Raw genomic sequence first — 25423 nt, 5'->3', positions numbered from 1 at the left:
TATCTTCTTCAGGGTTTCGTGTGCCGGGGTGAGTCAATGTAATTTATGCTCGTGCGTGCATTCCGACGATTCACCGTTCATCCTGTGCTGCCCGAACGCATCGCGAAGCTCGATGCGCTGGCGAAGAATCTTCGCTGGTCGTGGCATCAGGAAACCCGGGATCTTTTCCGGGCAATCGACCCGAAACTCTGGGAGGAAGTGGGAGAGGACCCCGTGAAACTGCTGTCCGCGGTGCGTCCCGAACGGGTCCAGCAGCTCGCGGCCGACCACGTCTTCGCCCGTAACGTGGGTCTCCTCCACGACGATCTGGTCAACTACCTCTCCGCCGACCTGTGGTTCCAGCGCTACGCCGCCGAGAACAAGGGAGCGCCCGCGGGCATCGGCTACTTCTCCGCCGAGTTCGGCGTCAGCCAGGTGCTTCCCCAGTACTCGGGTGGCCTGGGAATCCTCGCCGGCGACCACCTGAAGGCGGCCTCCGACCTCGGCCTGCCCCTGATCGGGGTCGGCCTGCTCTACCGGTTCGGGTATTTCCGGCAGTGGCTGAACGCCTCCGGGTGGCAGCAGGAACGCTACCCGGTGCTGCCCTCCAACGAAATGCCCGTGGCCCGCCTGCTGGATTCCGCCGGGAACCCGCAGGAGATCAGCGTGGAGGTCTCCGGGCGGGAGGTCTTCGCCTCCATCTGGGTGGCCTCCGTCGGCCGCATCCCGCTGCTGATGCTCGACACCGACCGCGACGACAACGACCCTGAGGCCCGCAACATCACTGACCGGCTCTACGGCGGCGGCACCGAGCACCGTCTCGCGCAGGAGGTCGTCCTTGGCATCGGTGGTGTCCGGGCACTGCGCCGCTACTGCGAGATCACCGGTCGTCCCCAGCCCGATGTCTACCACTGCAACGAGGGCCATGCCGGGTTCCTCGGTTTCGAACGCATCCGCGAGTACCTGGCCGATGGGCATGACCTTCCCACTGCCATCGAGTTGACCCGCGCCGGAACCGTCTTCACCACCCACACTCCCGTGCCGGCGGGAATCGACCGTTTCGACAAGAGCCTCGTGGAGCACCAGTTCGCGAACTTCGATCCCGGGCTGCCGCTGGATGCCATCATGTCCTTCGGTTCCGAGACCTACCACGGCGGCGACCCGTCGCGTTACAACATGGCCGTCCTCGGGTTGAGGCTCGGCCAGCGCGCCAACGGTGTCTCCAAGCTTCACGGCGAGGTCTCGCGGGAGATGTTCAACGGCCTGTGGCAGGACTTCGACGCCACCGAGGTGCCCATCGGTTCCGTCACCAACGGTGTCCACCACCGCACCTGGATCCACCCGGAGCTCCTGGAGATCCTGAAGGCGCACACCGACGACGCCAGCACGGTCGTCGACGGCTACGACTGGGCCGCCATCCAGGAAGTGGACGACGACACCCTCTGGGGCCTGAAACGACAGCTGCGTTCCTCCATGATCCAGATGGCGCGCAAACGCCTGGCGGAGTCCTGCAAGGCCCGGGGCATCCCCGCCGACTGGACCTCCGAGGCACTGAACCCGCGGGTCCTGACCCTCGGTTTCGCCCGCCGCGGCGCCTCCTACAAGCGCCTGACGCTGATGCTGTCGAACCCGGAGCGCCTGAAGGCCCTCCTCAACCACCCCACCACGCCCATCCAGATCGTGATCGCGGGCAAGGCCCACCCCGCCGACAACATCGGCAAGTCGCTGATCCAGCAGATGGTGCAGTTCTCCGACCAGGACGACGTGCGCGGCAAACTGGTCTTCCTGCCCGACTACGACATGTCCCTGGCCCGTCCCCTGTACCCGGGCTGCGACGTGTGGGTCAACAACCCGCTGCGGCCCTACGAGGCCTGCGGCACCTCCGGCATGAAAGCAGCCCTCAACGGCGCCGCGAACCTGTCCATCCGCGACGGCTGGTGGGACGAACTGTACTCACCGAGGTTCGGTTGGGAGATTCCCTCGGCGGAGGGCATCACGGACCAGGCCGAGCGTGACGCCGCGGAGGCCGAGTTCCTCTACTCGATCATCGAGAACGAGATCATCCCGCGCTTCTACACCCTCGACGCGAACGGCAACCCCGCCGAGTGGCTCAAGATGATGCGCGATTGCATCTCCGAACTCGGCCCGGAGATCCTCGCCTCCCGCATGGTCCGCGACTACGTCACCGACTACTACACCCCGGCCGCGCGTTCCCTCGCCGCCCGGAACGATGATGGCGTCGCCGCCGACCTGGCGAAGTGGAAGGAACGGATCCGCCGCGACTGGCACACCGCCCAGGTCGTCGGCCTCGACGTCGGTGTCATCGGGCAGCTCGAGACCGGCACCGTCCTGCGTCCGACCGTTGACGTCCGGCTCGGTGCCCTGAGGGCCGAGGACGTCGCGGTGCAGCTGATCTTCGGCGACGTCGACAACGAGGACAGGCTCCACAACATCCGCAAGTACCCGACGGTTCCCGTCGGGGAGGCGGACGGGGTGACCCGGTTCGTCGCCGAGATCCCCACCCGCTACGCGGGACAGATCGGTTGCCTGGCCCGCATGGTGCCCTCGCATCCGCTGCTGGCCAGCGACTCCGAGATGGGGTTGTCCGCCGTCATCAGGTGACCCGGGCCGTGCCCTGCCGGCACGCCGCAACCGGAAAGCCCCCGCGGGGAAAGGAACCCGCGGGGGCTTTCCCGTGCCAGTGGTACCGGGATCAGGGCATGAGGGACAGGGGCATGCCCAGCAGCTCGGCGGCGGTGGTCGGCACGTCGCAACGCATCAGCACCACGCAACGTCCCGGGACCCTCAGCACGGAACCGGGCGACAGTTCCTCGGACGGCAGCTCATCGGTTCCCGCCGAATGCCAGGCGATCTTCAGGTGGGCGGCCCAGGGCAGGCCGGGAAGGGTCACGTCTATGGGATCGGCCCCCGAGTGGAACCACGTCAGGAAGGCATTCGCCTCATCGGAGACGTACATGCCCAGCAGGCGGCGGGACCCGTCGTGCCAGTCCTGCTCTGTCATCTGGGCGCCGTGGTCGTTGAACCAGGTGAGATCGACGCGTCCGAGGTTTTCCCCGTGGGCGTTGATGACGTCCGTGTGGTGCAGGTAGCGGTCGGGACGCAGCAGGGGATGCTTCGTCCTCAGGCGCAGGAGCTCGGCCAAGCGGCTCCGGACCGCCTGCCAGCGGGCATCGGGGGTCCAATCCACCCAGCTCAGCGGAGAATCCTGGCAGTAGGCGTTGTTGTTGCCCTTCTGGGTGCGCCCGAACTCGTCGCCGGCGAGGATCATGGGGGTCCCGGCGGCGAGAACCTGGGTGGCGTGCATGTTGAGCACCTGCCGGGCCCGCAGGTCATTGATGGCGGGATCGTCGCTGTCGCCCTCGAAACCGTGATTCCAGGAACGATTGTTGTCGCTGCCGTCGCGGTTGCCCTCCCCGTTGGCGGAGTTGTGCTTCACGTCGTAGCTGACCAGGTCGCGCATCGTGAACCCGTCGTGAGCGGTGACGAAGTTGATCGAGGCCTGCGGGGGACGACCGTTGTGCTGGAACACGTCGGGGGAACCGGAAAGCCGGGTGGCGAGCTCCTGGACCCCGTGAACGGTGCTCTTCCAGTAGTCGCGCACGTGATCACGGAACCGGTCGTTCCACTCCGACCAACCGAGACCGAAACTGCCGAGCTGATACCCGTAGGGGCCGATGTCCCAGGGTTCGGCGATCAGCTTCACCCCGGCGAGCGCAGGGTCGGAGTCGATCTGCTGCTTCAGGGGATGGTCATGGACGAAATGATGCTGGCCGTTGCGGAACAGGGTGGGAGCCAGATCGAAACGGAACCCGTCGACCCCCATGTGCTCCACCCAGTAACGCAGGGAGTCGACTATCAGCTGCCGCACCATCGGCGTGGCGGAATTCACCGAGTTCCCGCAGCCGGTCACGTCGTAGTCGTCCCTCAGGTCATCGGTGAGACGGTAGTAGCCCGCGTGGTCGATACCGCGCATGGAAAGCGTCGGACCCTCGTGCCCGCCCTCCGCGGTGTGGTTGTAGACGACGTCGAGGATCACCTCTATGCCGGCGTCGTGGAGAGCGGCGACCATGGCCTTGAACTCCGTCACCTGGTTCCCGAGGGTGCCCCGGGTGGCGTAGTAGGCGTGCGGGGCGAAATAACTGAGGGTGTTGTAGCCCCAGTAGTTGCTCAGCCCCTTGTGGGCGATGAAAGGCTCGGATGCGTAGTGGTGGATGGGCAGCAGTTCCACCGCCGTGACGCCGGTGTCCAGCAGATAGGAGATCACGTCCGGGTAGGCCAGGGCCGCATACGAGCCGCGCAGGTGTTCGGGCACCAGTGGGTGCATCTTCGTGAAACCGCGCACGTGCATCTCGTAGATGACCGACTCCGCCATCGGACGTCTACCACCCGCCACCGGAGGGGGTGCAGGGGTGTCGGCGACGACGACGCTGAGCGGCACGGCCCCGAAGGAATCGGTGGCGTCGGGACGGAAATCGTCGTGGGCCAGGTGATCGTGGATCGGGCCCCGATAGTCGATGCCGCTGGTCACGGCCCGGGCGTAGGGGTCGAGCAGCAGCCGGGCCGGATTGAAACGGCGGCCGCGGCTCGGTGCCCAGTCCCCGTGCACGCGGTAGCCGTACTCCTGCCCCTCACCGATACCGGGAACGAAGGCGTGCCAGATTCCCCGGCCGTCCTCCCTCATTTCCACGTTTCGTTGGTTCTTCATCAGGTCCACGAGCGACAGCTCCACGCGTTTGGCGTGGGGGGCCCACAGACCGAAGCTGACGCCGTCCTTCTCGACCTTTGCTCCCAAGCGGCTGGTGTCGAGCGGCTCAATGAACATGTTTCGCCTTCCGGCCCCCGGTGGGCATCCGCCCCGAGGGCCGGACCATTTTGCCATATGTCGTCTGATCTCGCGGAAACCTCCGCGTGACAAGCGTTTGACCGGAGCCGCTGATGGTTATGGTGAACCGGTGAGCACCTATCTGGACCACGCCGCCACCTCGCCGATGCGTTCCGAGGCGCAAGATGCGCTGCTTACCGAGCTCGGAAGGGTCGGCAACCCCTCGTCCCAGCATCGAGCGGGACAGCGGGCCAGGCGCCGCCTCGAGGAGGCGCGGGAGGAACTGGCGGCGGCGCTCGGCGCCCACCCCGGGGAGGTGATCTTCACATCGGGCGGTTCGGAGGCCGACTCGATCGCCATCCTGGGTTCCCTGGCCGCCCGGCTCGAAAGACCACGGAGCCTGATCTCGGCGGTCGAGCACCCGGCCGTGCAGGAGGCCCGTGGCAGGGGGGCCGAGGTGCTCGCGGTGAACTCCCGCGGAGTCGTCGAGGACACCACGTGGGAGGCCGCGGACGAGAAGGTGGCCGTGATCTCGGTGGTGAGAGTGAACAATGAAACCGGGGTGATCCATCCCCTCGACGGTCTGATCGCCGCCAGCTCGAGGACGGGTGCGTGGAGTCACAGCGACGCCGTGCAGGCCCTCGGGCACGTGCCCTTGGACTTCCACGCCACGGGTCTGGACCTGATGAGCGTCTCCGCCCACAAGATCGGCGGTCCCGTCGGGATCGGGGCCCTCGTCGTGCGGCGCGGCGTCACCCCGGCGCCGATCGGGCTCGGCGGTGGGCAGGAGGGCCGCATCCGCTCCGGTACGCTCCCGGTGGCTCTCGCCGCCTCCTTCGCGGCCGCCGCGACGGCTGCCGTGGCGGGTCTCGAGGCCGAGTCCGAGCGGCTCGTCGCGCTCCGGGACGGGATCCGCGAGACCGCCTCGGCCTGCGGGGGACGCATCAACGGCGAGAACTGCGCCCCACACGTCGTCAGCGCCACTTTCCCCGGGATACGGGCCCAGGACCTGTTGTTCCTGCTGGATGCCGAGGACATCCACGCCTCGGCGGGTTCCGCGTGCCGAGCCGGGGTGTACCGGCCCAGCGAGGTGCTGCTGGCGATGGGTGCCCCCGAGGACGAGGCCATGTCCACGGTCCGGTTCTCCCTCGGCCACACCAGCGGCCGAGGGGACGTCGACCGGCTTCGCGAGGTGCTGCCGGTGGCCGTGGAACGGGCCCGGGCGGCCGGGTAGAATTTCTCGGCCGCAGATCCGGAGAAGGGAGGGGAGTTGAAGGTACTGGCAGCCATGTCGGGCGGGGTCGACTCCGCCGTCGCGGCGGCGCGCCTCGTCGCCGCCGGCCACGACGTGACCGGGGTGCACCTGGCGCTGAACCGCAACCCGCAGCCCTACCGGGAGGGGTCGCGCGGCTGCTGTTCCCTGGAGGACGCCCACGACGCCAGGCGCGCCGCCGACCTGCTGGACATCCCCTTCTACGTGTGGGATTTCTCGGAGCAGTTCCAGGCGGAGGTGGTTGACGACTTCATAGCCGAGTACCGCGCGGGCCGAACCCCGAACCCGTGCCTCAGGTGCAACGAGAAGATCAAGTTCGCGGCTGTGCTGGAGCGCGGGCTCGCGCTCGGTTTCGACGCCGTCGCGACGGGACACTATGCCCGGGTCGTGGACAACGGGTCGGAACTGGAACTGCACCGCGCCGCCGACCCGGACAAGGACCAGTCCTACGTGCTCGGCGTGCTGAATCAGGACCAGCTGCGCCGCTCCCTGTTCCCACTCGCCGACACGCCGAAACCGCAGGTGCGGGCGGAGGCCCATTCGCTGGGCCTCAGGGTCGCGGACAAACCCGACTCCTACGACATCTGCTTCATCCCCGACGGGGATACCCAGGGCTATCTGAGGGCCCATCTCGGCGAGACCCCGGGGCCGATCGTGGACCGTTCCGGAACCGAGCTCGGACGGCACAGGGGGCATCACGGTTTCACCATCGGGCAGCGCAAGGGACTCGACCTGCGCGTCCCCGCGCCGGACGGCAACCCCCGCTACGTGCTGCGGATCGAACCGGCCAGCAACCGCGTTGTCGTCGGCCCCGGGGAGTCACTGCTGGTCACCAACCTCGCGGGTATCCGCCCCACCTGGACCCAGCACAGGGTGCCCGGAAGCTGGCGGGGACAGGTGCAGTACCGGGCCCACGGCGCGGCACTGTCCGCCACCATCACCACCACCGGGGACGACCAGGTGCGGGTGGAACTCGACGAACCGACCCGCGGGGTGGCGCCTGGACAGTCCATGGTGTTCTTCGACGCCACCCGGGTGGTCGGCTCCGCGACGATCAGCGGGACCTCGTGATGCGCGTCACCGCCGCCGGTTCCCTGCCCGGTGACGACTTCCGTGGGGCCTTGGCGGCGATGACCGAGGTCCTCCCGGAGGTGCTTCCCCTCCCAGAACTGCCCGCGCGGGGCGTGGGGTCCGGGATGACCGGCAGGGCGCTGGGAATCATCGACGGCCTCGGCTTCGACATCCAACCCGCCGGTTGGCGCCTGACCGCCGCGCCCGGGGCCGATCATCGCAGGGCGAGGGCCCGGTGGCGCCACGACCTGGACGACGCCGAGGAACTGCTCCAGGGCTTCGACGGTGTGCTGAAGATCGGGCTGGCCGGGCCGTGGACCCTCGCGGCCACGGTGGAACGCCCCCGGGGAGACCGGTTGCTGGCTGATCACGGGGCCCGCAGGGAACTGGCTCAGGCGCTGACCGAGGGCTGGTTCCAGCTCCGGGAGGACCTGAAGCGTCGCATCCCGGGGGCGAAGGTGCTGCTGCAGCTCGACGAACCCGCGCTGACGGCGGTCGGCGACGGTACCATTCCCACGGCCTCCGGTTTCGGCAGGCACCGCCGGGTCGAGGCCCCGGAACTGGGCGGTGCCCTGAAACCCCTGGCTGACGGCGCCTGGCTGCACTGCTGCGCCCCCGGAAAGTGGCTGCCGGTGGCGGAACGCGCGGGATTCGCGGCGGCCGCCGTCGACACCAGGCTGTTCCGGGATTCCGCGGAGATCGACGCCCTGGTGCAGTGGGCACAGGCGGGGCGGGGCCTGGCTCTGGGGGTCGTCGACACCGCGGCCGGACGCGTCCAAGGTGTCGACGAACTGGTCCGGGAAATTCTGCGAGTGCTGCGTCCCTTGGAACTTTCCGTCCCGAGTGTCGATTCCGGGGTGCTGCTCACCACGGCCTGTGGCATGGCCTCCTGGAAACTGGCGGACGTGCCCGGCCAGCTGGCTGCGCTCCGTAGAGCAGCCGCGCTCGTTGCCGAGGACCTGCAATAAACTTGCCTTCGTGCGCTTTTTCTCCGACCTCAACCTGAACGGCCCCACCCCGCTTCGTGCACAGCCCCGGGTTGGGGAGTGGGGGCCGAAGATGGTGCCCTCCACCCGTTGGAAGAAATGGGCCCGGGTGCTCGTGCCGCTGATCGCGATCGGCTTGGCCGTCGGAGTCTTCTTCCTGGCCCGGACCTTCTACCTGCTGCTCACCGGGGACGAGGCCGGGGCCTACTTCTCGTAGGTGACGGCCTTCAGCACCTCCGGCCAGGTCCGGTCCAGCCGCCGCCCACCCAAGGAGATCAACCCCAGGGCGGCCAGGACACCCAGGACCGGTCCCACCGGCAGGAACACCCAGCCGAGCAGCGGGAAACGGTAGGAGGCGAAGACCATTCCCGCCACCGGCAGCAGCAGGATCACGGAACCGATCATCTGGAGCATGCTGGCGAGGAAAGCCGCTCCTTGCCCCTTCGACGTGCTGGCGAACGGATTGGTGCCAGGCGGGGGAGCGGTTCCGTTCAGGAAAGAACTGACCAAAAGGCTCATCCCCTGGTTGGCGATCAGGATGCCCAGCCCCAACCCGAAGGCGAACGGGAAAATCCCCCACGCCCCCAGCAGCGCCGATGCCAGCACCATGGTGACCGCGAACGTGCCACCGTAGATCAGGGAATTAGCCATGAGGCGGCCCAGCCGGTCCTCGAAACCACGAATCCCGGAGACTGCGTGCAGCCACAACGCCGAACCGTCCATGGGCGTGTCCTGCAGCGCTCCGATGCCCCCCATCCAGGTGGCCAGGACAGCCACCAGCCACAGGAACTCCGGGATCAGCTTCTCGTCCTGGACCATGTTCGCGAAAACCACGAAGAAGGGTGTGGCCATGATCACCAGCACGGAGGCGAACCGGCGGGGATCGCGTCGCAGGTACCGCAGGTTCCGGGCCGCGATGGCCCCGGCGGGACCCGGGGGGAAGAGCCGGTCCAGCCAAGGCGACGACACGGTCGGGGCGCCGCTACTGGCGCTCGGCAGGGGAGTGGTCAGGGCCCGGTCCAGTTGCCGGGACCACACCCAGATCATCGCCGCGAGCAGCACCAGGGCCAGGGCGAAGCGCAACGCCGCCAACCCTGAGCGCCCGGCCGTCAGGTCGGCGGGCAGGGCCCAGGCCCAACCCATGGGGGTCCAACCGGCGGCGCCGCCAACCAACTCGACGGTTTCCCAGTTCAAACCGAGATTGAACATTCCGCGGCCCAGCAGTGGGGCACCCCAGCAGATCGTGATCAGGCCGAGCAGGAGCACCACGTACAGGAGATCCCGGCTTCTGCGGGCGGCCAGCCAGCGCGACAGGGCTGTCACCAGGATCCGGCCGGCAAGCATCCCCGTCACCAGTCCGAGAACCGTGGACGCGATCCCGGCGATCGCCAGCAGCGGATCGGTGGCCCAGCCGATCATGAAACCGCAGCAGACCAGGAGGGTGAAGGCCCCCGGCAGGGTGAGCAGGTCCGAGACCAGCAGGGGAACCACCAGATCACGGGACCGGAGCGGGAACAACACCAGGCGCTGCGGGGACACGGAATCGTCCATGGCGAAGAACAACACCGATCCGAAGGTCCACACCAGTACCAGGACGGCTCCCGCCGCGAGCATCAAGGGGGAACGCGCGTCGGGCAGGGACCTCAGGGAGGACAACCCCACGGTCAGGCCGATGAAAAGCGGCAACATCATCACAGCGAGCAGTACGTACCCGACCGTCGCCCACAGGCTGCTCCTGAGGGCGGAGAACTGGGAACGAAGCCTTACAGCGACGAGTGGCGCAACCATTGCAGCGTCTCCTCCCCGGCCATCCGTCCCTGACCGACCAGTTCCACGAATTTCTGCTGAAGGCTCGCGTCACCCCGGACCTGGTCCACGGTTCCCGAAACCAAGATGCGCCCTGCGGCCATGATCCCGACCCCGTCGCAGATGCTCTCCACCAGTTCCATGACGTGGCTGGACAGCAGCACCGTGCCGCCACCATCCACGTAGTCACGAAGCAGGTCGCGGATGACCTGACCGGAAACTGGATCCACGGCCTCTAGGGGTTCGTCGAGGATCAACAACCTGGGGGCGTGGATCAGGGCACTGGCCAGCGAGATCTTCTTGGTCATGCCGGCTGAGTAGTCGGCGACCAGCTTGTCGGCGGCATCCGCCAGGTCCAGCACACCGAGCAACTCCCGCGAACGTTCCTCGACGACCTCGGGGGCGAGGCGCCGCAGCCGACCGTTGTAGCGGAGCAGCTCGGAGCCGGTCAGGCGGTCGAACAGCAACACCCCGTCGGGCAGCACCCCGATGTGTTTCTTGGCGGTCACCGGATCGGCCCAGACATCGTTGCCGAGCACCCGGGCCGTCCCGTAATCGGGCCGGAGCAGACCACAGATCATGGACATCGCGGTGGTCTTTCCCGCGCCGTTCGGACCGACCAGGCCGAACAGATGCCCTTGAGGGATTTGAAGGCTCAGGTTGTCCACGGCCACCTTGGGGCCGAAGCGTTTGAGCAGACCGTCCGTGACCAGAGCTGGGTTCATGACCACAACTTTAGGGAATCGTGCAGTCCACATCAGGTGGTATCAGTGGGATGGCTGCGCATCGCGCAGGATTATCACCAGCTGCACCCGATCCCGGAGCTGGAGTTTCGCCAGGATCCGGGTGACGGTTTTCTTGACGGATTCGGGCTGGATGAAAAGCCGCTCACCTATCTCGGCGTTGGTCATTCCCTGGGCGACGAGCCCCGCGACCTCGCGTTCCCGGGGGGTCAACAGCCCGAGGCGTTCCTGCGCCGCGCGCTGCCGCGGGGTGGTGGTGCGCGGCATGTGCCGTTCGAGCAGTTGCCGGGTGATGCGCGGGGTGAGGATCGCGTCGCCCGCGGCGACCGCTCGGAGTGCTTGGTGCAGGTCGGTGGTCCGGGTGTCCTTCAGGAGGAAACCGGAGGCGCCCGCCCCGAGCGCACCGAAGGCGTAGTCGTCCTGGTCGTAGGTGGTCAGCACCAGAACCTTGACACCGGGATGTTTCCTGGTGATGGCGGCCGTGGCGTCGATGCCGTTCAGGACCGGCATCCGGACATCCATCAGGACCACGTCGGGCCGGGGTGTGCGCCGCCGTTCGATCTCGGCGAGCTGGTCGAGGGCGTCCTGTCCGTTCTCGGCCTGCGCGATCACCCGGAGATCATCGGCCTTGCCGATCATGAGCGCGAGCCCCAGGCGCGTGGCCCTTTGGTCGTCGACGATCATCACCGTCGTGGTCATGGCTGCTCCTTCGGTAGGACGGCGCGCAGACACCAGCCGTCAGCGGTGGCCCCCGCGGTCAGGGTGCCACCGTGGGAGGTGACGAGGCGGGTCAGGTTCGCCAGGCCGTGGCCGGGAACGCCCGGCCCCTCCGCCCGGCCGTCATCGGTGATGGTGATCGTCGTGGCGGCCGGTGCGTGGTCGATCGCGACGGTGACCCGGGTGGCGTCCGCGGCGTGACGCATGACGTTGGTCAAGGCCTCGCGGACGATCGTGAAGACCAGCCCGGCCAGGGCCGGATCGGCGGGCGGTGTGCCCGTCCTGGTTGATGCCACGGCCAGGCCGGTCCGCCGGGCGGTCGCCAGTAGTGGATCGAGATCATCCCAGGTGCGGGTGGTGGTCGCATTCAGGAACTCGTCGGCGGGGGATGCGGGATGGAGCGCGTTGACGGCGCGCCGGGTATCGGCCAGTCCCTCCCGGGCCAGGGTGTTGATGGTCTCGATCGCATCCTCGAGGGCGGCATTCCCTGTGGTATCCCGCAGCCCTTCGGACAGTGCGATGATGGCGGTCAGGTCGTGGCCGACGCTGTCGTGGAGTTCGGCGGCGATCCGTGTCTGGCGACGGGCGGCGTCGCGTTGATCGGTCAGCTGACTCTGCCGCTCCTGTGCCGCCAGTTCGGCGTCGCGATGACGCAGCAGCTCACGGCGCGCCCGGAGGGTGAGGGCCACGGCGACCACGGCCGTGAGAACGAACAGTGACGGGATCATCCCACCGACGAAACCCGCCTTCGATCCGCCTTTGAGAGCATCGGGGATGATCAGGCATGCGGCTGCCGTGCCGATCCCGGTGCAACACGCGAAGACACCGGCCCGGGAGGCCAGGGCGTAGACCCCCATCAGCATGGGAAAGGTGTAGTAGCTGTGGGCCCCCTCCAGCACGAGGCCCGCAGTCAGCAGGACCAGCCCGGTGGTGACGGCCGTGACGAGCGGCCAGCGGCGACGCAGCAGCAGGGAGGTGATGCTGATCGCGGTGAACGTCACCCACCAAGGGACGGACAGCACGCTTCCCGCGTCCTTGATATCCAGCAGCCGGTAGGTCATGAAGGACTGGAACAAACCGATCACGCCGGCGCCGATCCAGACGGGTTCAGAACTGGTGTGCCAGGTCCCGGCGACCTGATCCATGAAGGTCCTCGGGGCCACGGGCGTCTGCGGCGCGCTCATGGGTTGCGGGCAATCCTGCGCAGCAGCGCACTCGCCCAGAACACCACCCAGACCGCCGCTATGGAACCGGTCACCAGCATGGAGCCCACGGAGGCGATGCTATCGGGTTGGCGGGAGGCGAAGGCCGAGGTGATCAGGGAGAGCGGATACAGGCCGGCCACTGGCGGAGCTGCCAGGCTCAGGACGAATCCCCCGATGGTGGTCAGCAGCAGGATGCTCATGATCGCGGCAAAGGAGTTCGCGATGGTCCCGACCCACATGACGAACACCTCGACTACCCACACCGACAGGGCGATGGGTACGACGCGGGCCAGGTACGGGCCGAGTTCCGCCGGGTCGAAGCCGAGCAGCAACCCGGTGACGACGAACTCGGTGAGGAACACCAAAGCGCTCGCCAACGCAGTCTGCGCGGTGTGCAACAGCTTGCCCGCGACCATGGTGCCCGCCAGCCCGGAGGCCGACATGCGCTGCCAGTTCCGGCCCTCGTGCTCACCGGCGGCGCTCTGGGCGGTGAAGGCGCCTACGGCCAAGGGGATGAAGAGCATTGACGACATCAACGAGCCCTGCCCCCAGATGACGGCCCAGGTGGCCCCCTGGGCCAAGAACTCAGCCCGGTACTCCATGAACTGGACGTATCCGGAGAGCAGACTGACCGCGCACAGCAGGGCCAGCGCCGGCCAGTACCAGAGGTTCGAGACCTTGCGGTTCTCCCACAGCCAGGCCGCCCGCACCGAGGGACGGAGCCGGGGCGGTTTCCGATACCCGGTGGGAAGACGGTCGAATGTCGTGGTGCTCATCGGTGATTCTCCTTGTATTTGACGACGGACCGGGAGATGCAAACCCAGGCGGCGGCTGCGAGAACCGCCCCGAGCGCGTTCACCCAGGGATGGGCTACGAGCGCGGTCCCCATCCCGGTTTGTCTGAGCAGCTGTGTGCTCACCGGATTCGCCGCGGCCGGCAGCCCCCAAGGCAGTGCCCAGCCCAGCGGGGCCAGATTTATGAAGGGCAGGGCCGAGGAAGTGACCCCGGCCACGACGGCCACCCCCAGGCCGATCGCCTGCTTCTCCAGGCAGGCCGCCAACGCCAGCTGCACCGCCACGGTGGCCACCGAGGCCGCCAGCAGCACGACCAGCCCCGGCAAGAGCGCTTCCTGATATCCCGCGTCACTCCTCAGCCCGAGCCCCGGCCCGGCGGAGGCGAGGAGCCCGATGAACAGCAACTCACCCGCCGCGATGCTCGCGGAACCCACCACCAGTTTCGCCGTGAACCGTGTGGCTGCCCGCTGCTTGTAGGTCGTGAGCAGCTGATCCATGCGTTCCTCCGTGTCGAGCGTGACCAGCCTGGAGGCCAGCAGGGCAGCGACGATGGGCATCAGCAGCAGCCCCAGGTATAGGGGCTCGGCGAGGCTCAGAACCATCAGGCGCGCCTCCACCACGCCCGTGCTGCGTTTGAGTGCCATGGCGGCGAGCCAGAGCAGCTGAAGCGCGATGGCCCCGGAGGCCATGAGCCAGTAGTGCTTGCGTTTCATCTTGCGGATTTCCATGCCGACGGCGGTCATCACTGCACCTCCCGTCCGGCGAGGGGATCGGTCAGTTCCAGGAAGGCCTGTTCCAGGCTCTTGCGAACCGTCTGGACCCGGAACAGGGTCTGGCCGGCCTGGACGATCCGGGTCACCAGGTCCCCGACGAGCGGGTCGGGGAGCATCGGGGTGCGGATGACACCACCGGTGACCCGATGCCCGATCCGGTGTGCCCTCAACAGGGCGGAAACCCCGGCGGGATCGGCGGCCGTGAACTCGATGACCCCCTCGTCCCGCAACCCCGACAACGGTCCTTGGTAGCGCAATCTTCCGGCGCAGATGATGCCCACCGAGTCGGCCATCTGTTCGATTTCTGACAGGATGTGGGAGGAGACGATCACGGTCACCCCCTCCTGCCGGGCCAGGGCAACGATCAGTTGCCGGATCTCGGCCACACCGGCCGGATCCAGACCATTGGTCGGCTCGTCCAGCAGGATCAGCCGCGGATCCGCCAGCAACGCCATCGCCAGCCCCAGGCGTTGTTTCATGCCCATCGAGTACCGCTTGACCAGTTTGGATTCCTGACCCGCCAGGTCAACCGTCTTCAGCGCGTGCTGCACCCGGGCCTTGGGCAACCCCAGGTAATCCGCGAGCATCATCAGGTTTTCCCTGCCCGACAGGCTCGGGTAGTATGACGGCCCCTCGATCAGCGACCCGATGGCTCCGGCCGGCAGCGGCGACCCGGTTCCCACCGGGTGACCCAGCACACTCATTCTTCCCGATGTCGGTTTCACCAGGCCCAGGAGCAGTTTCATCGTCGTTGACTTTCCCGCCCCGTTCGGGCCCAGGAAACCGTAGACACCCCCCTGCGGGACCTGCAGATTGATTCCGTCCACCGCGTTGAAATCCCTGTAGGACTTGGTCAACGCCTCCGTGGCAACCACCAGGTTCCTTGCCGGATGCGGGCGGCGCGCTCTGCGCGGATCAATCGGGGCCAGCTTCGGCATCACTTCTGTCGTGTCCATGACTCCATGAGATCCCACGGCCAGTTTCTTCCGCACCCCGTCGGCTACAACTGTCCCCCTGGGGGGACCGGAACGGCTTGAAGGGGAAAGTGCCTCGAAGACTCGAAGCCGGTTCCGTTACGATCTTCCCCAATTCTCTGGTTGGTTCTGGGGGCCGAGGACAGGAAATTGAATGCGGAGGTCGGGAAACGGGCAGCGCAGCCCGCGCACAGGAATGACCAGGGCAACGGAGACCGTCGAACGGATCAAACAGCTCATAGCGACCAGCGGGCTTCGCCCCGGTGACTGTCTGCCCAGCGAATCCGACCTGTGCGACAGCCTGGGTGTTTCCCGGAGTTCGCTCCGGGAGGCCGTCAGGACCCTCAGTACCCTGGAGATCGTTGAGGTCCAGCACGGCCGGGGAACCTTCGTCGGGAACGCCACCCTACGTCCCTTGGTGGAGACGCTGGCCTTCCGCATGAACATGCTTCCCGGGAAACACCAGCACGCGCTTCTCGAGGTGGTCGAGGTGCGGCGGGGAATCGACCTGGGTGAGGCCGAACAGGTCTGTTCCACGCTCCGGGGCACCGGTGACGAGGAACTCCACTGGTTGGTAGACCGGATCACCGAGGCGACGGGGGAGGGAAAACCTTTCGCGGAGCTGGACCGCGGCTTCCACGTCACCCTCATGAATCGCGCGGGCAGAAGGATCATTGCGGACCTGGTCGCGGCCTGCTGGGATGTCCAGACCATGACATTGGCGAAGCTCCCACCGGGCACCGTGACGGACCTGCCGGGCGCGCACGCGGAGATCCTCGGGGCCGCCGAGGCCGGGGATGTGGACGGCTACCGGCGAGCGGTGTGCACACACTATGAACCTCTTCTCGAGAGGTTCCGGCGCTAGGATTGGCCACGCCCGCGGCAGCGGGATTGCAGACCAACTAGGAGAAACCGTGGCCCTGACCCCTCAGGAGGTGGCGCGGCTGGCAGCGCTGGCCCGGCTCGAACTGACCGAGTCGGAATGCGCCGAACTGGCCCCCGAACTGGAAGTGATCCTGGGCTCCGTGGCCCGGGTGGGCGAGGTGGCGGGTGATGACATCCCCCTCATGACCCACGCGCTTCCGCTGACCAACGTGATGCGCCCCGACCGGGTGCGCGAATCCCTGCCCCAGCAGGCGGTGCTGGCGGGAGCCCCCGACGTCGAGGATGAGCGTTTCCGTGTTCCCCGGATCCTGAGCGAGGACTGAGCCGTGACCGAGATCATCACCAGGACGGCCCACGAACAAACCGGCCTGCTCGCGGCGGGCGAGGTGAGTTCCGTAGAACTGACCCGCGCCCACCTCGAACAGATCGAGGCGGTGAACCCGGCCCTCAACGCATTCCTGCACGTCGACCCCGAAGGCGCCCTGGCCGCCGCGGCCGCGATCGATGCCCGCCGGGCCAAAGGCGAGGAACTCGGCCCGCTGGCGGGGATCCCCATCGCCGTGAAGGACAACTTCTGCACCACCGGGATGCCCACCACCTGCGGCTCCCGCATCCTGGAGGGCTGGATCCCGCCCTACGACGCGACGGTCATCGCGCGCCTCAAACAGGCCGGGCTGATCATCCTCGGCAAGACCAACATGGACGAGTTCGCGATGGGCTCCTCCACCGAGACCTCCGCCTTCGGGCCCTCCCGCAACCCGTGGGACCTCGACCGGATTCCCGGTGGCTCGGGGGGAGGATCCTCCGCCGCGGTGGCGGGCTGCCTCGCCCCGCTCGCCCTGGGTTCCGACACCGGCGGTTCCATCCGCCAGCCCGGGGCCGTGACCGGCACCGTCGGGGTGAAACCCACCTACGGCGGGGTGTCGCGCTACGGGGTGGTGGCGATGGCCTCCAGCCTGGACCAGCCCGGCCCCGTCACCCGCAACGTCCTGGACGCCGCGCTGCTGCACGCAGTCATGGGCGGCCACGACCCCATGGACTCCACGTCCATCGCGCAGCCGCTGCCCCCGCTGGCGGAGGCGGCGCGCCGCCGCGAGGTCCGGGGGTTGAGGATCGGCGTGGTCAAGGAGCTCGGCGGTGAGGGCTACGACGCCGCCGTCGAGACCCGTTTCGCCGAGGCCGTCCAGTGGCTGCGTGACGGCGGTGCCGAGGTGGTGGAGGTGTCCTGCCCGCACTTCGAGTACGCCCTGGCCGCCTACTACCTGATCATGCCGGCGGAACTGTCCAGCAACCTCGCGCGCTTCGACGCGGTGCGCTACGGGCTGCGGCTCGGCGACGACGGGTCGCGCGACATGGAGGCAGTCACCTCAATCACCAGGGGACAGGGCTTCGGACGCGAGGCCAAACGCCGGCTCATCATAGGCACCTACGCCCTGTCCAGCGGCTACCACGACCAGTACTACGGATCCGCCCAGAAGGTCCGCACCCTCGTGGCCCGCGACTTCGAGGCGGCCTTCGCCGAATGCGACGTGCTGGTCTCGCCCACCACACCCACCGTCGCGTTCAGGCTGGGGGAGCGCACCAGCGACCCGATGGCCATGTACAAGGCGGACCTGTGCACCATCCCGTCGAACCTCGCCGGCAATGCGTCGGCGAGTTTCCCCGTCGGTTTGAGCGAGGAGGGGCTGCCCGTCGGGTTGCAGGTGGTCGCTCCCCCGCTGGCCGACGACCGGCTCTACCGGGTGGGTGGGTTCATCGAGGCAACCCTGGAGGACAGGCTGGAGGGGCCGCTGCTCAAGCGGGCGAAGCCCCTCGACGGAACGAGGGCGGTGTGGTGATGACGGACCTGATGGACTTCGACGAGGTCATCGAGAACTACGACCCGGCGCTCGGGCTGGAGGTTCACGTCGAACTCAACACGAAATCGAAGATGTTCTGCGGCTGCTCCACCGAGTTCGGGGCGGAACCGAACACCCAGACCTGCCCCGTGTGCCTCGGCCTGCCGGGCGCGCTTCCCGTGGTCAACGCAAAAGCCGTCGAATCCGCGATCCGCATCGGCCTGGCGCTCGGGTGCCGGATCGCGCCGTGGGGCAGGTTCGCGCGGAAGAACTACTTCTACCCGGACATGACCAAGAACTTCCAGACTTCCCAGTACGACGAACCGATCGCCTTCGACGGCCGGGTCGAACTGGAGGTCGACGGGGAGAGTTTCGTGGTCGAGATCGAACGCGCGCACATGGAGGAGGACGCCGGCAAACTGACCCACATCGGGGCGACGGGACGCATCCACGGGGCCGACCACTCCGTCATCGACTACAACCGGGCCGGCATGCCGCTGATCGAGATCGTCACCCGACCCATCCTCGGCACCGGAGCGAAGGCCCCGCAGGTGGCGCGCGCCTACGTCGCCCACCTGCGTGACCTGATGCGCGCCCTCGACGTCTCGGACGTGCGCATGGAACAGGGTTCGCTGCGCTGCGACGCGAACGTGTCGCTGGCCCCCAAGGGATCGGCGGAACTGGGAATCCGCACCGAAACCAAGAACGTGAACTCGCTTCGTTCCATCGAACGTGCCGTCACCTTCGAGATGCGCCGCCAGGCCGCGATTCTCGCGGACGGGGGACGGGTCACGCAGGAAACCCGGCACTTCCACGAGGGCGACGGCTCAACCAGCCCTGGTCGCTCCAAGGAGGAGGCGCAGGACTACCGCTACTTCGCCGAACCGGACCTCGTGCCCGTGGCGCCCAGCGCGGAGTGGATCGAGGAACTGCGCGCCACGCTTCCCGAACCCCCCGCCGAGCGCCGCAGGCGCCTGGCCGAGGAATGGGACATCGATGCCAGGACCATGGCAGCCGTCGTGGCCGCCGGGGCCCTGGACCTGATCGAGGCGACGGTGGCCGCGGGGGCCTCCCCGCAGTCAGCCCGGAAATGGTGGCTGAGCGAATTGGCCCGCCGGGCCAACGAGGCCGGCGTCGAATTGGAGGCGCTCGGCGTCACCCCGGCCGATGTAGCGGAAACCCAGGCGATGGTGGATGCGGGCGAGCTGACCGACAAGCTGGCGCGCGCAGTGTTCGACGGTGTCATCGCGGGCGAGGGCAGGCCCGTCGAGGTGGTCGCCGGGCGGGGCCTGAAGGTGGTCTCAGATGAAGGCGCGCTGAACGCGACCGTCGAGGACGTGATCGCCGCGAACCCGGAGGTGGCCCAGAAGATCCGAGGTGGCAAGCACCAGGCGGTGGGGGCGCTCATCGGTCAGGTCATGAAGGCCATGAGGGGCCAGGCGGATGCCGCCCGGGTCCGGGAACTGCTGATGGAGAAACTGACCTGACCGGGCGGGCCCGGGCCGCTACAGGTTGCCGACGGCCTTCCGGAACTCCTCGACGGTCTCAGGTTCGGCCGTGATCCCGATGTCGGCTTCCCTGCCCGTCAGGAACAGCAGCAACTCCGAGGGCGGACCCGCGAGGCGCAGCGGTCGATTTCCCCTGCCGTGACGGATGACCTCACCGACGGTGGGAACCAGGATGAGCTGCCCACCCCAGGTGCGCTGCGCCCGGAAGGCCAGCACCCGGGCGGTGCGCAGCAACTCCGCCTGATCCTTATCGGTGAGGTGCTGGGTCCGGCCGTTCGCCCGCAGCACGTCCTCGTGGTGGATGAAGAACTCCACCGCATTGACGATGCCGTCGAGCGGGCGCATCACCCAGCCCGGGCGGCGCAGCTCCCTGACCAGGGCCGGGAACCCCTTCAGGTGCAGGGCCTCGACCTGGATGCGTCCGGTGAGTTCGGCGAACCGTTTCGAGCCGATCCCGGGCAGCGAAGCCGGTTTGTGCTCCCGGATCCACAGGTGCGCGGCCAGGTCGCCGACATTCCAGCCGTCGCACCTGGTGGGGGCCAGCGGCCCGAGTTCGGACATCAGATCGCACAGCGACTCGCGCTGCCGGGAAGCAAGGCTCATGCCCCAAGCCTACGGGCTCGGGGCATGGGGGTCGCCCCGGTGGACGGCATCCGAGGCGACCCCGGTTCAGCCCTTGATGCACAGCAGGGTCCGGAGCCGCGCCACGACCTCGACCAGATCGGACTGCGCCCGGATCACCTCGTTGATGTCCTTGTAGGCGGCAGGGATCTCGTCGATCACGCCGGGATCCTTGCGGCATTCGATTCCCCTGGTCTGCTCGGCCAGGTCCTCGGTGGTGAACCGCTGCTTGGCCTGGCTCCGCGACATTCTCCGGCCCGCGCCGTGCGAGGCCGACTCGTAGGAGGCCGGGTTGCCGAGCCCCCGCACGATGTACGATCCGGTTCCCATGGAGCCGGGAATCACGCCCAGATCGCCCTTCCCGGCCCGGATCGCCCCCTTCCGGGTGATGATCAGCTCCAGGTCGTCGTAGGTTTCCACGGCCACGTAGTTGTGGTGGCAGCGGATCGGGTCCTCGAAAGCGATCCGGGGGATGTGCCGTGAGAGGTCGTCGCAGATGCTGGCGAGCATCACGTCACGGTTGAGCAACGCGTAGGACTGCGCCCACCACAGGTCGTGGAGGTAGGCCTCCATCTGCGGGGTGTGGCTCAGGAACACGGCCAGGTCCCGGTCCACCAGGCCCTTGTTGTGGGTGAGGGACTGGGCGACCTCCATGTGTTCCTGCGCCAGCCGGTTGCCGATGCCGCGGGAGCCGGAGTGCAGGGTCACCCAGATGCGGTCGTCGTCCCCGGCACACAGTTCGATGAAGTGGTTGCCGCCGCCGAGCGTGCCGATCTGGTTCACGGCCTTGGTCTCGAGCCTCCCGAAGGAACGCGCGAGCCGACGGGCCTGCAGTGACTCGAAACCCTCCCGCATCTCCTTGAACCGGCGCTTCAGCCTGCCGTGCCGGTCGATGGTGGGGGAGTGGTCCTTGTGCGCCCCGTTCCCGACCGGGACGCCCCGCTCGATGGTGCGGCGGAGCCGGCCGAGATCGTCGGGAAGCCGGTCGGAACCCAGGTTGGTGCGCACCGCGGTCATGCCGCAGCCGATGTCGACACCGACCGCGGCGGGGGCGACGGCCTGGTGCATGGCGATCACGGATCCGACGGTGGCTCCCTTCCCGTAGTGGACGTCGGGCATGACGCGCAGCCCGTGGGTCCACGGAAGGGCGGAGACGTTGCGGAGCTGCCTGATAGCGGGCTCCTCGATGCCGGTCTCGTCGGCCCACATGAGGGTGTTCACGGTGCCGCTCAGCGACACCGGGTAGATGGACATGATGGTTCTCCTGATTCGGGAGGATCCGCGATGGGCAGCACCCATACGCGGGGCCTCGAAATGTTGACAGGGGCAACCAGAGACCTCTCGGAAACGAGGCATGTGAGTGTGATCGGGCGAGAGGGCTCCGTGCCCCGGAACTCAGCGGGACTGCGCGGAGTTCGTTGGACGGGTTGAGGCGGCAGGACGCAGCAGACGCGCCGCGGTGCCGCGACCAAGCTGCTTTCCTCGCATGATCCAACCCTCTCGCTCACCCGGCGAACCGGGCCCGGCGCCTTCCTTGACGCCGCGGAGAAGCATGGCAAATTCACCGGCGAAACGCAACCCGTCGGTGAGAACCACCCGAGCCGTCCTTGAGCGGGGCGGACCAACCCTGCGCCTCCGTGTCCGCTGGCAACGACCGAGAAAGTCAATTTTCGGAATAGGTTGACAATCTACATAGTTAGGTGGTTTACTGACTGTATGGCAACCAGCGCATGGCCCTCGGAGTGGCAACGGGGCCTGCTCCCCGCAGCGATCCTCGGGATCCTCGGCCGCCGCCCCCTCCACGGGTACGGAATCGCACAGGAACTCGAAAAACATGGCTGGGGCGCCATTCCAGGAGGGACCCTCTACCCGGCCCTGCGGACCCTGGAGACCAAGGGGCTCGTGACGGGTAGCTGGCGGACCGCCGAGCGGGGCCCGGCGAGGAAGTACTACCGGCCGACGCAGGCCGGCCTGGGGCTCCTGTCCCGGCAACGAACCCAATGGGACACGCTGTCCCGGTCGATGACACGGATCCTCGGCAGAGAGGCCGACCACGATGAATGAGAAAACGGACAAGTACACGGCAGAACTCGCACGCCATCTTCGCTTCCGGGGCGTGGACGAGAAACAGGTCCAGGAGGCCGTCTGGACCGTCGAATCCCACACCGCCGACAGTGGCACCTCGCCGCGGCAGGCCTTCGGGAGCCCCCGGGACTACGCCCGGACCTTCACTCCTGCCACCACCGCAGGCCCTGGCGACACGCCCCTGTACCTGGTGGGCTGGCTGATCGGGACCCTGGCGGGTGCCCTGCTGATCATCTGCCTGAGCGCGCGGGGCCAGGAAGTCGTCCTGGGGTTTCTCCCCCCGGTCGCGGGCATCGTCCTCGCGTCCGTGATCCTGGTCGCGTGGGGCGTTCTCGTCCTGGTCCGGTTGACCCGTCGCCCGAAACCCAACCCCACTGATTCCTCCAGGAGTGACATTCGCTGATGCTTGACCTCACGGATCTGACCACGACCTGTCGACCTCGGCTCCCGCATCACTGACGAGGTTCGCGTGGCCGGAATTCTGCAGGAGGTCTCGGAATTTCTGTGGCCCTTCCACGGCCTTTCGGGTTGGCCAGGCCAAGAGGTTACGGGAAGAATGGCTCCATGAGATTGCGTGAGGACGTGGCCGCCCGGGTACGGTTCAACGCCGACGGGCTCGTTCCGGCAGTCGCCCAGGACATCGCATCCGGGCAGGTGCTGATGCTGGCCTGGATGGACGAGGAGGCCCTGGCCCGCACCTTGACGAGCGGCCGGGCCACCTACTGGTCCCGCAGCCGTCAGATCTACTGGATCAAGGGGGAGACCTCCGGCAACCACCAGCGCGTGATCTCCGTTCATCTGGACTGCGACGGCGACACCGTGCTGCTGCGCGTCGAACAGACCGGGGCCGCCTGCCACACGGGTAATCCAACCTGTTTCTTCACCGAGCTGACCGGAAGTGACGTCGAATGCTGAACATCTCGCCGACCCTCGCCGAGTTCACGGAGCTGGCGAGAACCCGCCGCGTGATCAGCGTCCACGCCCGTCTGCTGGCCGATCACATCACCGCGATCGGCCTGTACGCCACCCTGTGCGGAGCGCGTGAGGGAACCTTCCTGCTGGAATCCGCATCGGAAGGGGTTTGGTCCCGGTACTCCTTCGTCGGGGTGCGGTGCGGCGCCACCCTCACGGAACGCGGCGGGAAAGCCGTCTGGCTGGGCCGTGAGCTGACCGGCATCGGCGACGGCGACCCGCTCGATGTCCTGCGCCAGACCCTCGCCGAACTCGCCACCCCGGCCACTGAGGGATTGCCTCCGTTCCACGCCGGGATGGTCGGCTATCTCGGCTACGACGTGGTGCGGCGGCTGGAGACGCTGCCGGACACCTGCATCGACGACCTCGGGCTTCCCGAACTGGTGATGATGCTCGCCTCACAGGTCGCGGTGCTGGACCACAGGACGCACGAGGTGCACCTGATCTTCAACGCCATCAACTACGACGGCACCGACGAGGGCGTGGAACGGGCCTACCACGAGGCGCTGGTCGGCATTGAGGAAATGGCCGGTCGGCTCGCCGAACCGACCCCCTCCCTGGTGGAACCGGCGCGCGACGGCCTGGCCGACCTCGAGATCAGGCGGCAACGCACTCCGGCCGAGTACGAACAGGCGGTTCGGGCCACCATCGCCGAGATCGAAGCGGGGGAGGCCTTCCAGGTGGTGGTCTCGCAGCGCTTCGACGTGCCCACCGACTCCGATGCGCTGGAGGTCTACCGGGCCCTCAGGCTGACTAACCCCAGCCCCTACCTCTATCTGCTGCGGCTGCCCGGGTTCGCCGTCATTGGTTCCAGTCCCGAGGCTCTCGTGACGGTCCAGGACGGCGTTGCCACCACCCGGCCCATCGCCGGCTCACGACCACGGGGCAGCACCGAGGTGGAGGACAGGGAACTGGCCGCCGAGCTGCTGGCGGACCCGAAGGAACGAGCCGAGCACCTGATGCTGGTTGACCTCGGACGCAACGACCTGGGGCGCATCTGCGAACCCGGCAGCGTCACCGTCCACGAGTTCATGCAGATCCACCGCTACAGCCACATCATGCACTTGGAGGCGGCAGTCAGCGGACGACTGGCCGAGGGGCGCACCGCGCTGGACGCCACCCTGTCCTGCTTCCCTGCCGGCACCCTCTCCGGGGCGCCGAAGGTACGAGCCATGGAGATCATCGATCAGCTGGAAGTCAGCCGCCGCGGGCTCTACGGCGGCGTGGTCGGCTATTTCGACTTCGCAGGCAACTCGGATGTCGCCATCGCGATCCGCACCGCCGTGCTCAAGAACGGCATCGCCCACGTCCAGGCGGGCGCGGGCATCGTCGCCGACTCCGTTCCTGGGAGAGAGGACGCCGAGTGTTCGCACAAGGCGGCTGCCGTCATCACCGCGCTCCGCCGCGCCGCAAAGTTGGGAGAAACCACATGACCGTGCTCGACGAGATCATCACCGGGGTCAGAGAGGATCTGGCCGTTCGCCAAGCCGATCAGCCCTTCGAGAAACTGCTGGAGCTGGCGCGGGAGGTGCAACCGGCGCGCCCCGTGGTCCCCGCCTTGCGGGCCCCCGGGCTGGCCGTGATTGCCGAGGTGAAACGCCGCTCGCCCTCCAAGGGGGACTTGGCCGAGATCACGGATCCCGCGGCACTCGCCACCGACTATGCCGCAGGGGGAGCCGCCGCGATCTCCGTGCTGACCGAGAAACGGCGTTTCAACGGCTCGCTGACGGATCTCGGCGCGGTCCGCGAGGCCGTGGAGACCCCGCTGCTCCGCAAGGACTTCATGGTGCATCCCTACCAGTTCTACGAGGCACGGGTTCACGGCGCCGACCTGGTGCTGCTCATAGCCGCCGCTCTCAGCGACGTGGAGTTGCGGGCCTTCCTGGACCTGACCGACGCGCTGGGCATGACCGCGCTGGTGGAGACCCACACCGAGGAGGAGGTGGAACGGGCCGTGAACGCAGGGGTCGAGGTGATCGGGATCAACAACCGGGACCTGAAGACCCTCGAGGTGGATCTCGACCGGTTCGGGAAACTCGTCTCCCTCATCCCCGACGACCGGGTCAAGGTCGCCGAGTCCGGGATCCTCAGCATCGACGATGCCCGCAGGGTGCGTCAGGAGGGAGCCGACGCCATCCTCGTCGGGGAGGCGCTGGTCCGGCACGGCGATCCCCGCGCCGCAGTAGAGGAGTTCGCATCGATCGACTGACCGCGCCGCCCGGCGGGTTCTCGTTCTCCGGCGGACCGGGGAACGGCCCGGAACGAGTGATCTGTCGCAGGAGAACAGGAACCAGTCGGTGGTGATCGGAACCAGGGCAGCATCGATGAACCTCGGCGATTCGGGAAGGTG

At 67.7% G+C, this 25423-nt stretch carries 24 protein-coding genes; 14 read left to right on the top strand and 10 right to left on the bottom strand.

Features of this window, described 5'->3' with window-relative positions; translation table 11 throughout:
- Window positions 1-45: 45 nt before the first annotated feature.
- Window positions 46-2601, top strand: coding sequence for an alpha-glucan family phosphorylase (glgP, locus tag EL272_RS08180; RefSeq protein WP_014846724.1), 2556 nt, complete (start codon window positions 46-48; stop codon window positions 2599-2601).
- Window positions 2602-2692: 91 nt separating this feature from the next.
- Here glgP and glgX read toward each other — a convergent pair whose 3' ends face one another.
- Window positions 2693-4822, bottom strand: a complete 2130-nt coding sequence (glgX, locus tag EL272_RS08175) for a glycogen debranching protein GlgX (RefSeq protein ID WP_014846723.1) — start codon at window positions 4820-4822, stop codon at window positions 2693-2695.
- Between the two features lie 130 nt (window positions 4823-4952).
- On the opposite strand from glgX, the gene EL272_RS08170 reads away from it, so the two are divergent.
- From EL272_RS08170 to EL272_RS08155, 4 genes are read left to right on the top strand one after another with little or no spacing between them, the layout of a single operon-like run.
- Complete coding sequence (locus tag EL272_RS08170; RefSeq protein ID WP_014846722.1) at window positions 4953-6056, top strand: cysteine desulfurase family protein; 1104 nt, start codon at window positions 4953-4955, stop codon at window positions 6054-6056.
- 54 nt (window positions 6057-6110) lie between these two features.
- Entirely contained in the window at window positions 6111-7166 is a 1056-nt protein-coding gene (mnmA, locus tag EL272_RS08165) for a tRNA 2-thiouridine(34) synthase MnmA (protein WP_041696453.1), read from the top strand.
- Window positions 7166-8134, top strand: coding sequence for a uroporphyrinogen decarboxylase/cobalamine-independent methonine synthase family protein (locus tag EL272_RS08160; RefSeq protein WP_014846720.1), 969 nt, complete (start codon window positions 7166-7168; stop codon window positions 8132-8134). Before mnmA ends, EL272_RS08160 begins: the two co-directional genes overlap by 1 nt.
- Before the next feature lie 10 nt (window positions 8135-8144).
- Window positions 8145-8369 carry a hypothetical protein gene (locus tag EL272_RS08155; protein WP_041696452.1) on the top strand — a complete coding sequence of 75 codons (225 nt, stop codon included), beginning with the start codon at window positions 8145-8147 and terminating at the stop codon, window positions 8367-8369.
- Here EL272_RS08155 and EL272_RS08150 read toward each other — a convergent pair.
- From EL272_RS08150 to EL272_RS08120, 7 genes are read right to left on the bottom strand one after another with little or no spacing between them, the layout of a single operon-like run.
- Complete coding sequence (locus tag EL272_RS08150; protein WP_014846718.1) at window positions 8357-9940, bottom strand: hypothetical protein; 1584 nt, start codon at window positions 9938-9940, stop codon at window positions 8357-8359. The genes EL272_RS08155 and EL272_RS08150 overlap by 13 nt on opposite strands.
- Complete coding sequence (locus EL272_RS08145; protein WP_041696450.1) at window positions 9916-10683, bottom strand: ABC transporter ATP-binding protein; 768 nt, start codon at window positions 10681-10683, stop codon at window positions 9916-9918. Before EL272_RS08145 ends, EL272_RS08150 begins: the two co-directional genes overlap by 25 nt.
- Window positions 10684-10725: 42 nt before the next feature.
- The gene (locus tag EL272_RS08140; RefSeq protein WP_014846716.1) at window positions 10726-11400 is read right to left on the bottom strand and encodes a response regulator transcription factor; all 675 of its coding nucleotides are present in this window, start codon (window positions 11398-11400) and stop codon (window positions 10726-10728) included.
- Complete coding sequence (locus EL272_RS08135) at window positions 11397-12602, bottom strand: sensor histidine kinase (protein WP_014846715.1); 1206 nt, start codon at window positions 12600-12602, stop codon at window positions 11397-11399. Before EL272_RS08135 ends, EL272_RS08140 begins: the two co-directional genes overlap by 4 nt.
- A complete protein-coding gene (locus EL272_RS08130; protein ID WP_014846714.1) occupies window positions 12599-13399 on the bottom strand; it encodes an ABC-2 family transporter permease in 801 nt (266 codons plus the stop codon). Before EL272_RS08130 ends, EL272_RS08135 begins: the two co-directional genes overlap by 4 nt.
- Complete coding sequence (locus EL272_RS08125; protein ID WP_041696448.1) at window positions 13396-14160, bottom strand: ABC transporter permease; 765 nt, start codon at window positions 14158-14160, stop codon at window positions 13396-13398. Before EL272_RS08125 ends, EL272_RS08130 begins: the two co-directional genes overlap by 4 nt.
- Window positions 14160-15146 carry an ABC transporter ATP-binding protein gene (locus tag EL272_RS08120; RefSeq protein ID WP_081490272.1) on the bottom strand — a complete coding sequence of 329 codons (987 nt, stop codon included), beginning with the start codon at window positions 15144-15146 and terminating at the stop codon, window positions 14160-14162. The genes EL272_RS08125 and EL272_RS08120 overlap by 1 nt, the downstream gene beginning before the upstream one ends.
- A gap of 172 nt (window positions 15147-15318) precedes the next feature.
- On the opposite strand from EL272_RS08120, the gene EL272_RS08115 reads away from it, so the two are divergent.
- Genes EL272_RS08115 through gatB form a run of 4 tightly spaced genes read left to right on the top strand, consistent with a single transcriptional unit; the run spans window position 15319 to window position 19374 of the window.
- Complete coding sequence (locus tag EL272_RS08115; protein ID WP_014846711.1) at window positions 15319-16029, top strand: FadR/GntR family transcriptional regulator; 711 nt, start codon at window positions 15319-15321, stop codon at window positions 16027-16029.
- A 49-nt stretch (window positions 16030-16078) separates the two neighbouring features.
- The gene (gene gatC, locus EL272_RS08110; protein WP_014846710.1) at window positions 16079-16372 is read left to right on the top strand and encodes an Asp-tRNA(Asn)/Glu-tRNA(Gln) amidotransferase subunit GatC; all 294 of its coding nucleotides are present in this window, start codon (window positions 16079-16081) and stop codon (window positions 16370-16372) included.
- Window positions 16373-16375: 3 nt separating this feature from the next.
- Entirely contained in the window at window positions 16376-17887 is a 1512-nt protein-coding gene (gene gatA, locus EL272_RS08105; protein ID WP_014846709.1) for an Asp-tRNA(Asn)/Glu-tRNA(Gln) amidotransferase subunit GatA, read from the top strand.
- Entirely contained in the window at window positions 17887-19374 is a 1488-nt protein-coding gene (gene gatB / locus EL272_RS08100; RefSeq protein WP_061787185.1) for an Asp-tRNA(Asn)/Glu-tRNA(Gln) amidotransferase subunit GatB, read from the top strand. Before gatA ends, gatB begins: the two co-directional genes overlap by 1 nt.
- 18 nt (window positions 19375-19392) lie before the next feature.
- Here gatB and EL272_RS08095 read toward each other — a convergent pair whose 3' ends face one another.
- Complete coding sequence (locus EL272_RS08095) at window positions 19393-19998, bottom strand: maleylpyruvate isomerase family mycothiol-dependent enzyme (protein WP_061786941.1); 606 nt, start codon at window positions 19996-19998, stop codon at window positions 19393-19395.
- 66 nt (window positions 19999-20064) lie between these two features.
- Window positions 20065-21270 carry an RtcB family protein gene (locus EL272_RS08090; protein WP_061786942.1) on the bottom strand — a complete coding sequence of 402 codons (1206 nt, stop codon included), beginning with the start codon at window positions 21268-21270 and terminating at the stop codon, window positions 20065-20067.
- Between the two features lie 462 nt (window positions 21271-21732).
- On the opposite strand from EL272_RS08090, the gene EL272_RS08085 reads away from it, so the two are divergent.
- The 5 genes from EL272_RS08085 to trpC all read left to right on the top strand — a co-directional run bounded on the left by EL272_RS08085 (window position 21733) and on the right by trpC (window position 25282).
- Window positions 21733-22080, top strand: a complete 348-nt coding sequence (locus EL272_RS08085; RefSeq protein ID WP_014846705.1) for a PadR family transcriptional regulator — start codon at window positions 21733-21735, stop codon at window positions 22078-22080.
- Complete coding sequence (locus tag EL272_RS08080; protein WP_061786943.1) at window positions 22073-22504, top strand: HAAS signaling domain-containing protein; 432 nt, start codon at window positions 22073-22075, stop codon at window positions 22502-22504. The genes EL272_RS08085 and EL272_RS08080 overlap by 8 nt, the downstream gene beginning before the upstream one ends.
- Window positions 22505-22665: 161 nt before the next feature.
- Window positions 22666-23016, top strand: a complete 351-nt coding sequence (gene hisI / locus EL272_RS08075; protein WP_014846703.1) for a phosphoribosyl-AMP cyclohydrolase — start codon at window positions 22666-22668, stop codon at window positions 23014-23016.
- Complete coding sequence (locus EL272_RS08070) at window positions 23010-24506, top strand: anthranilate synthase component I (protein ID WP_014846702.1); 1497 nt, start codon at window positions 23010-23012, stop codon at window positions 24504-24506. Before hisI ends, EL272_RS08070 begins: the two co-directional genes overlap by 7 nt.
- Entirely contained in the window at window positions 24503-25282 is a 780-nt protein-coding gene (gene trpC, locus EL272_RS08065; protein WP_014846701.1) for an indole-3-glycerol phosphate synthase TrpC, read from the top strand. The genes EL272_RS08070 and trpC overlap by 4 nt, the downstream gene beginning before the upstream one ends.
- Window positions 25283-25423: the final 141 nt, after the last annotated feature.

This window comes from Arachnia propionica, from assembly GCF_900637725.1.
Taxonomy (GTDB): domain Bacteria; phylum Actinomycetota; class Actinomycetes; order Propionibacteriales; family Propionibacteriaceae; genus Arachnia; species Arachnia propionica.
The sequence above is the reverse complement of the archived record's forward strand: the minus strand, read 5'-3'. Positions and strand labels throughout refer to the sequence as shown.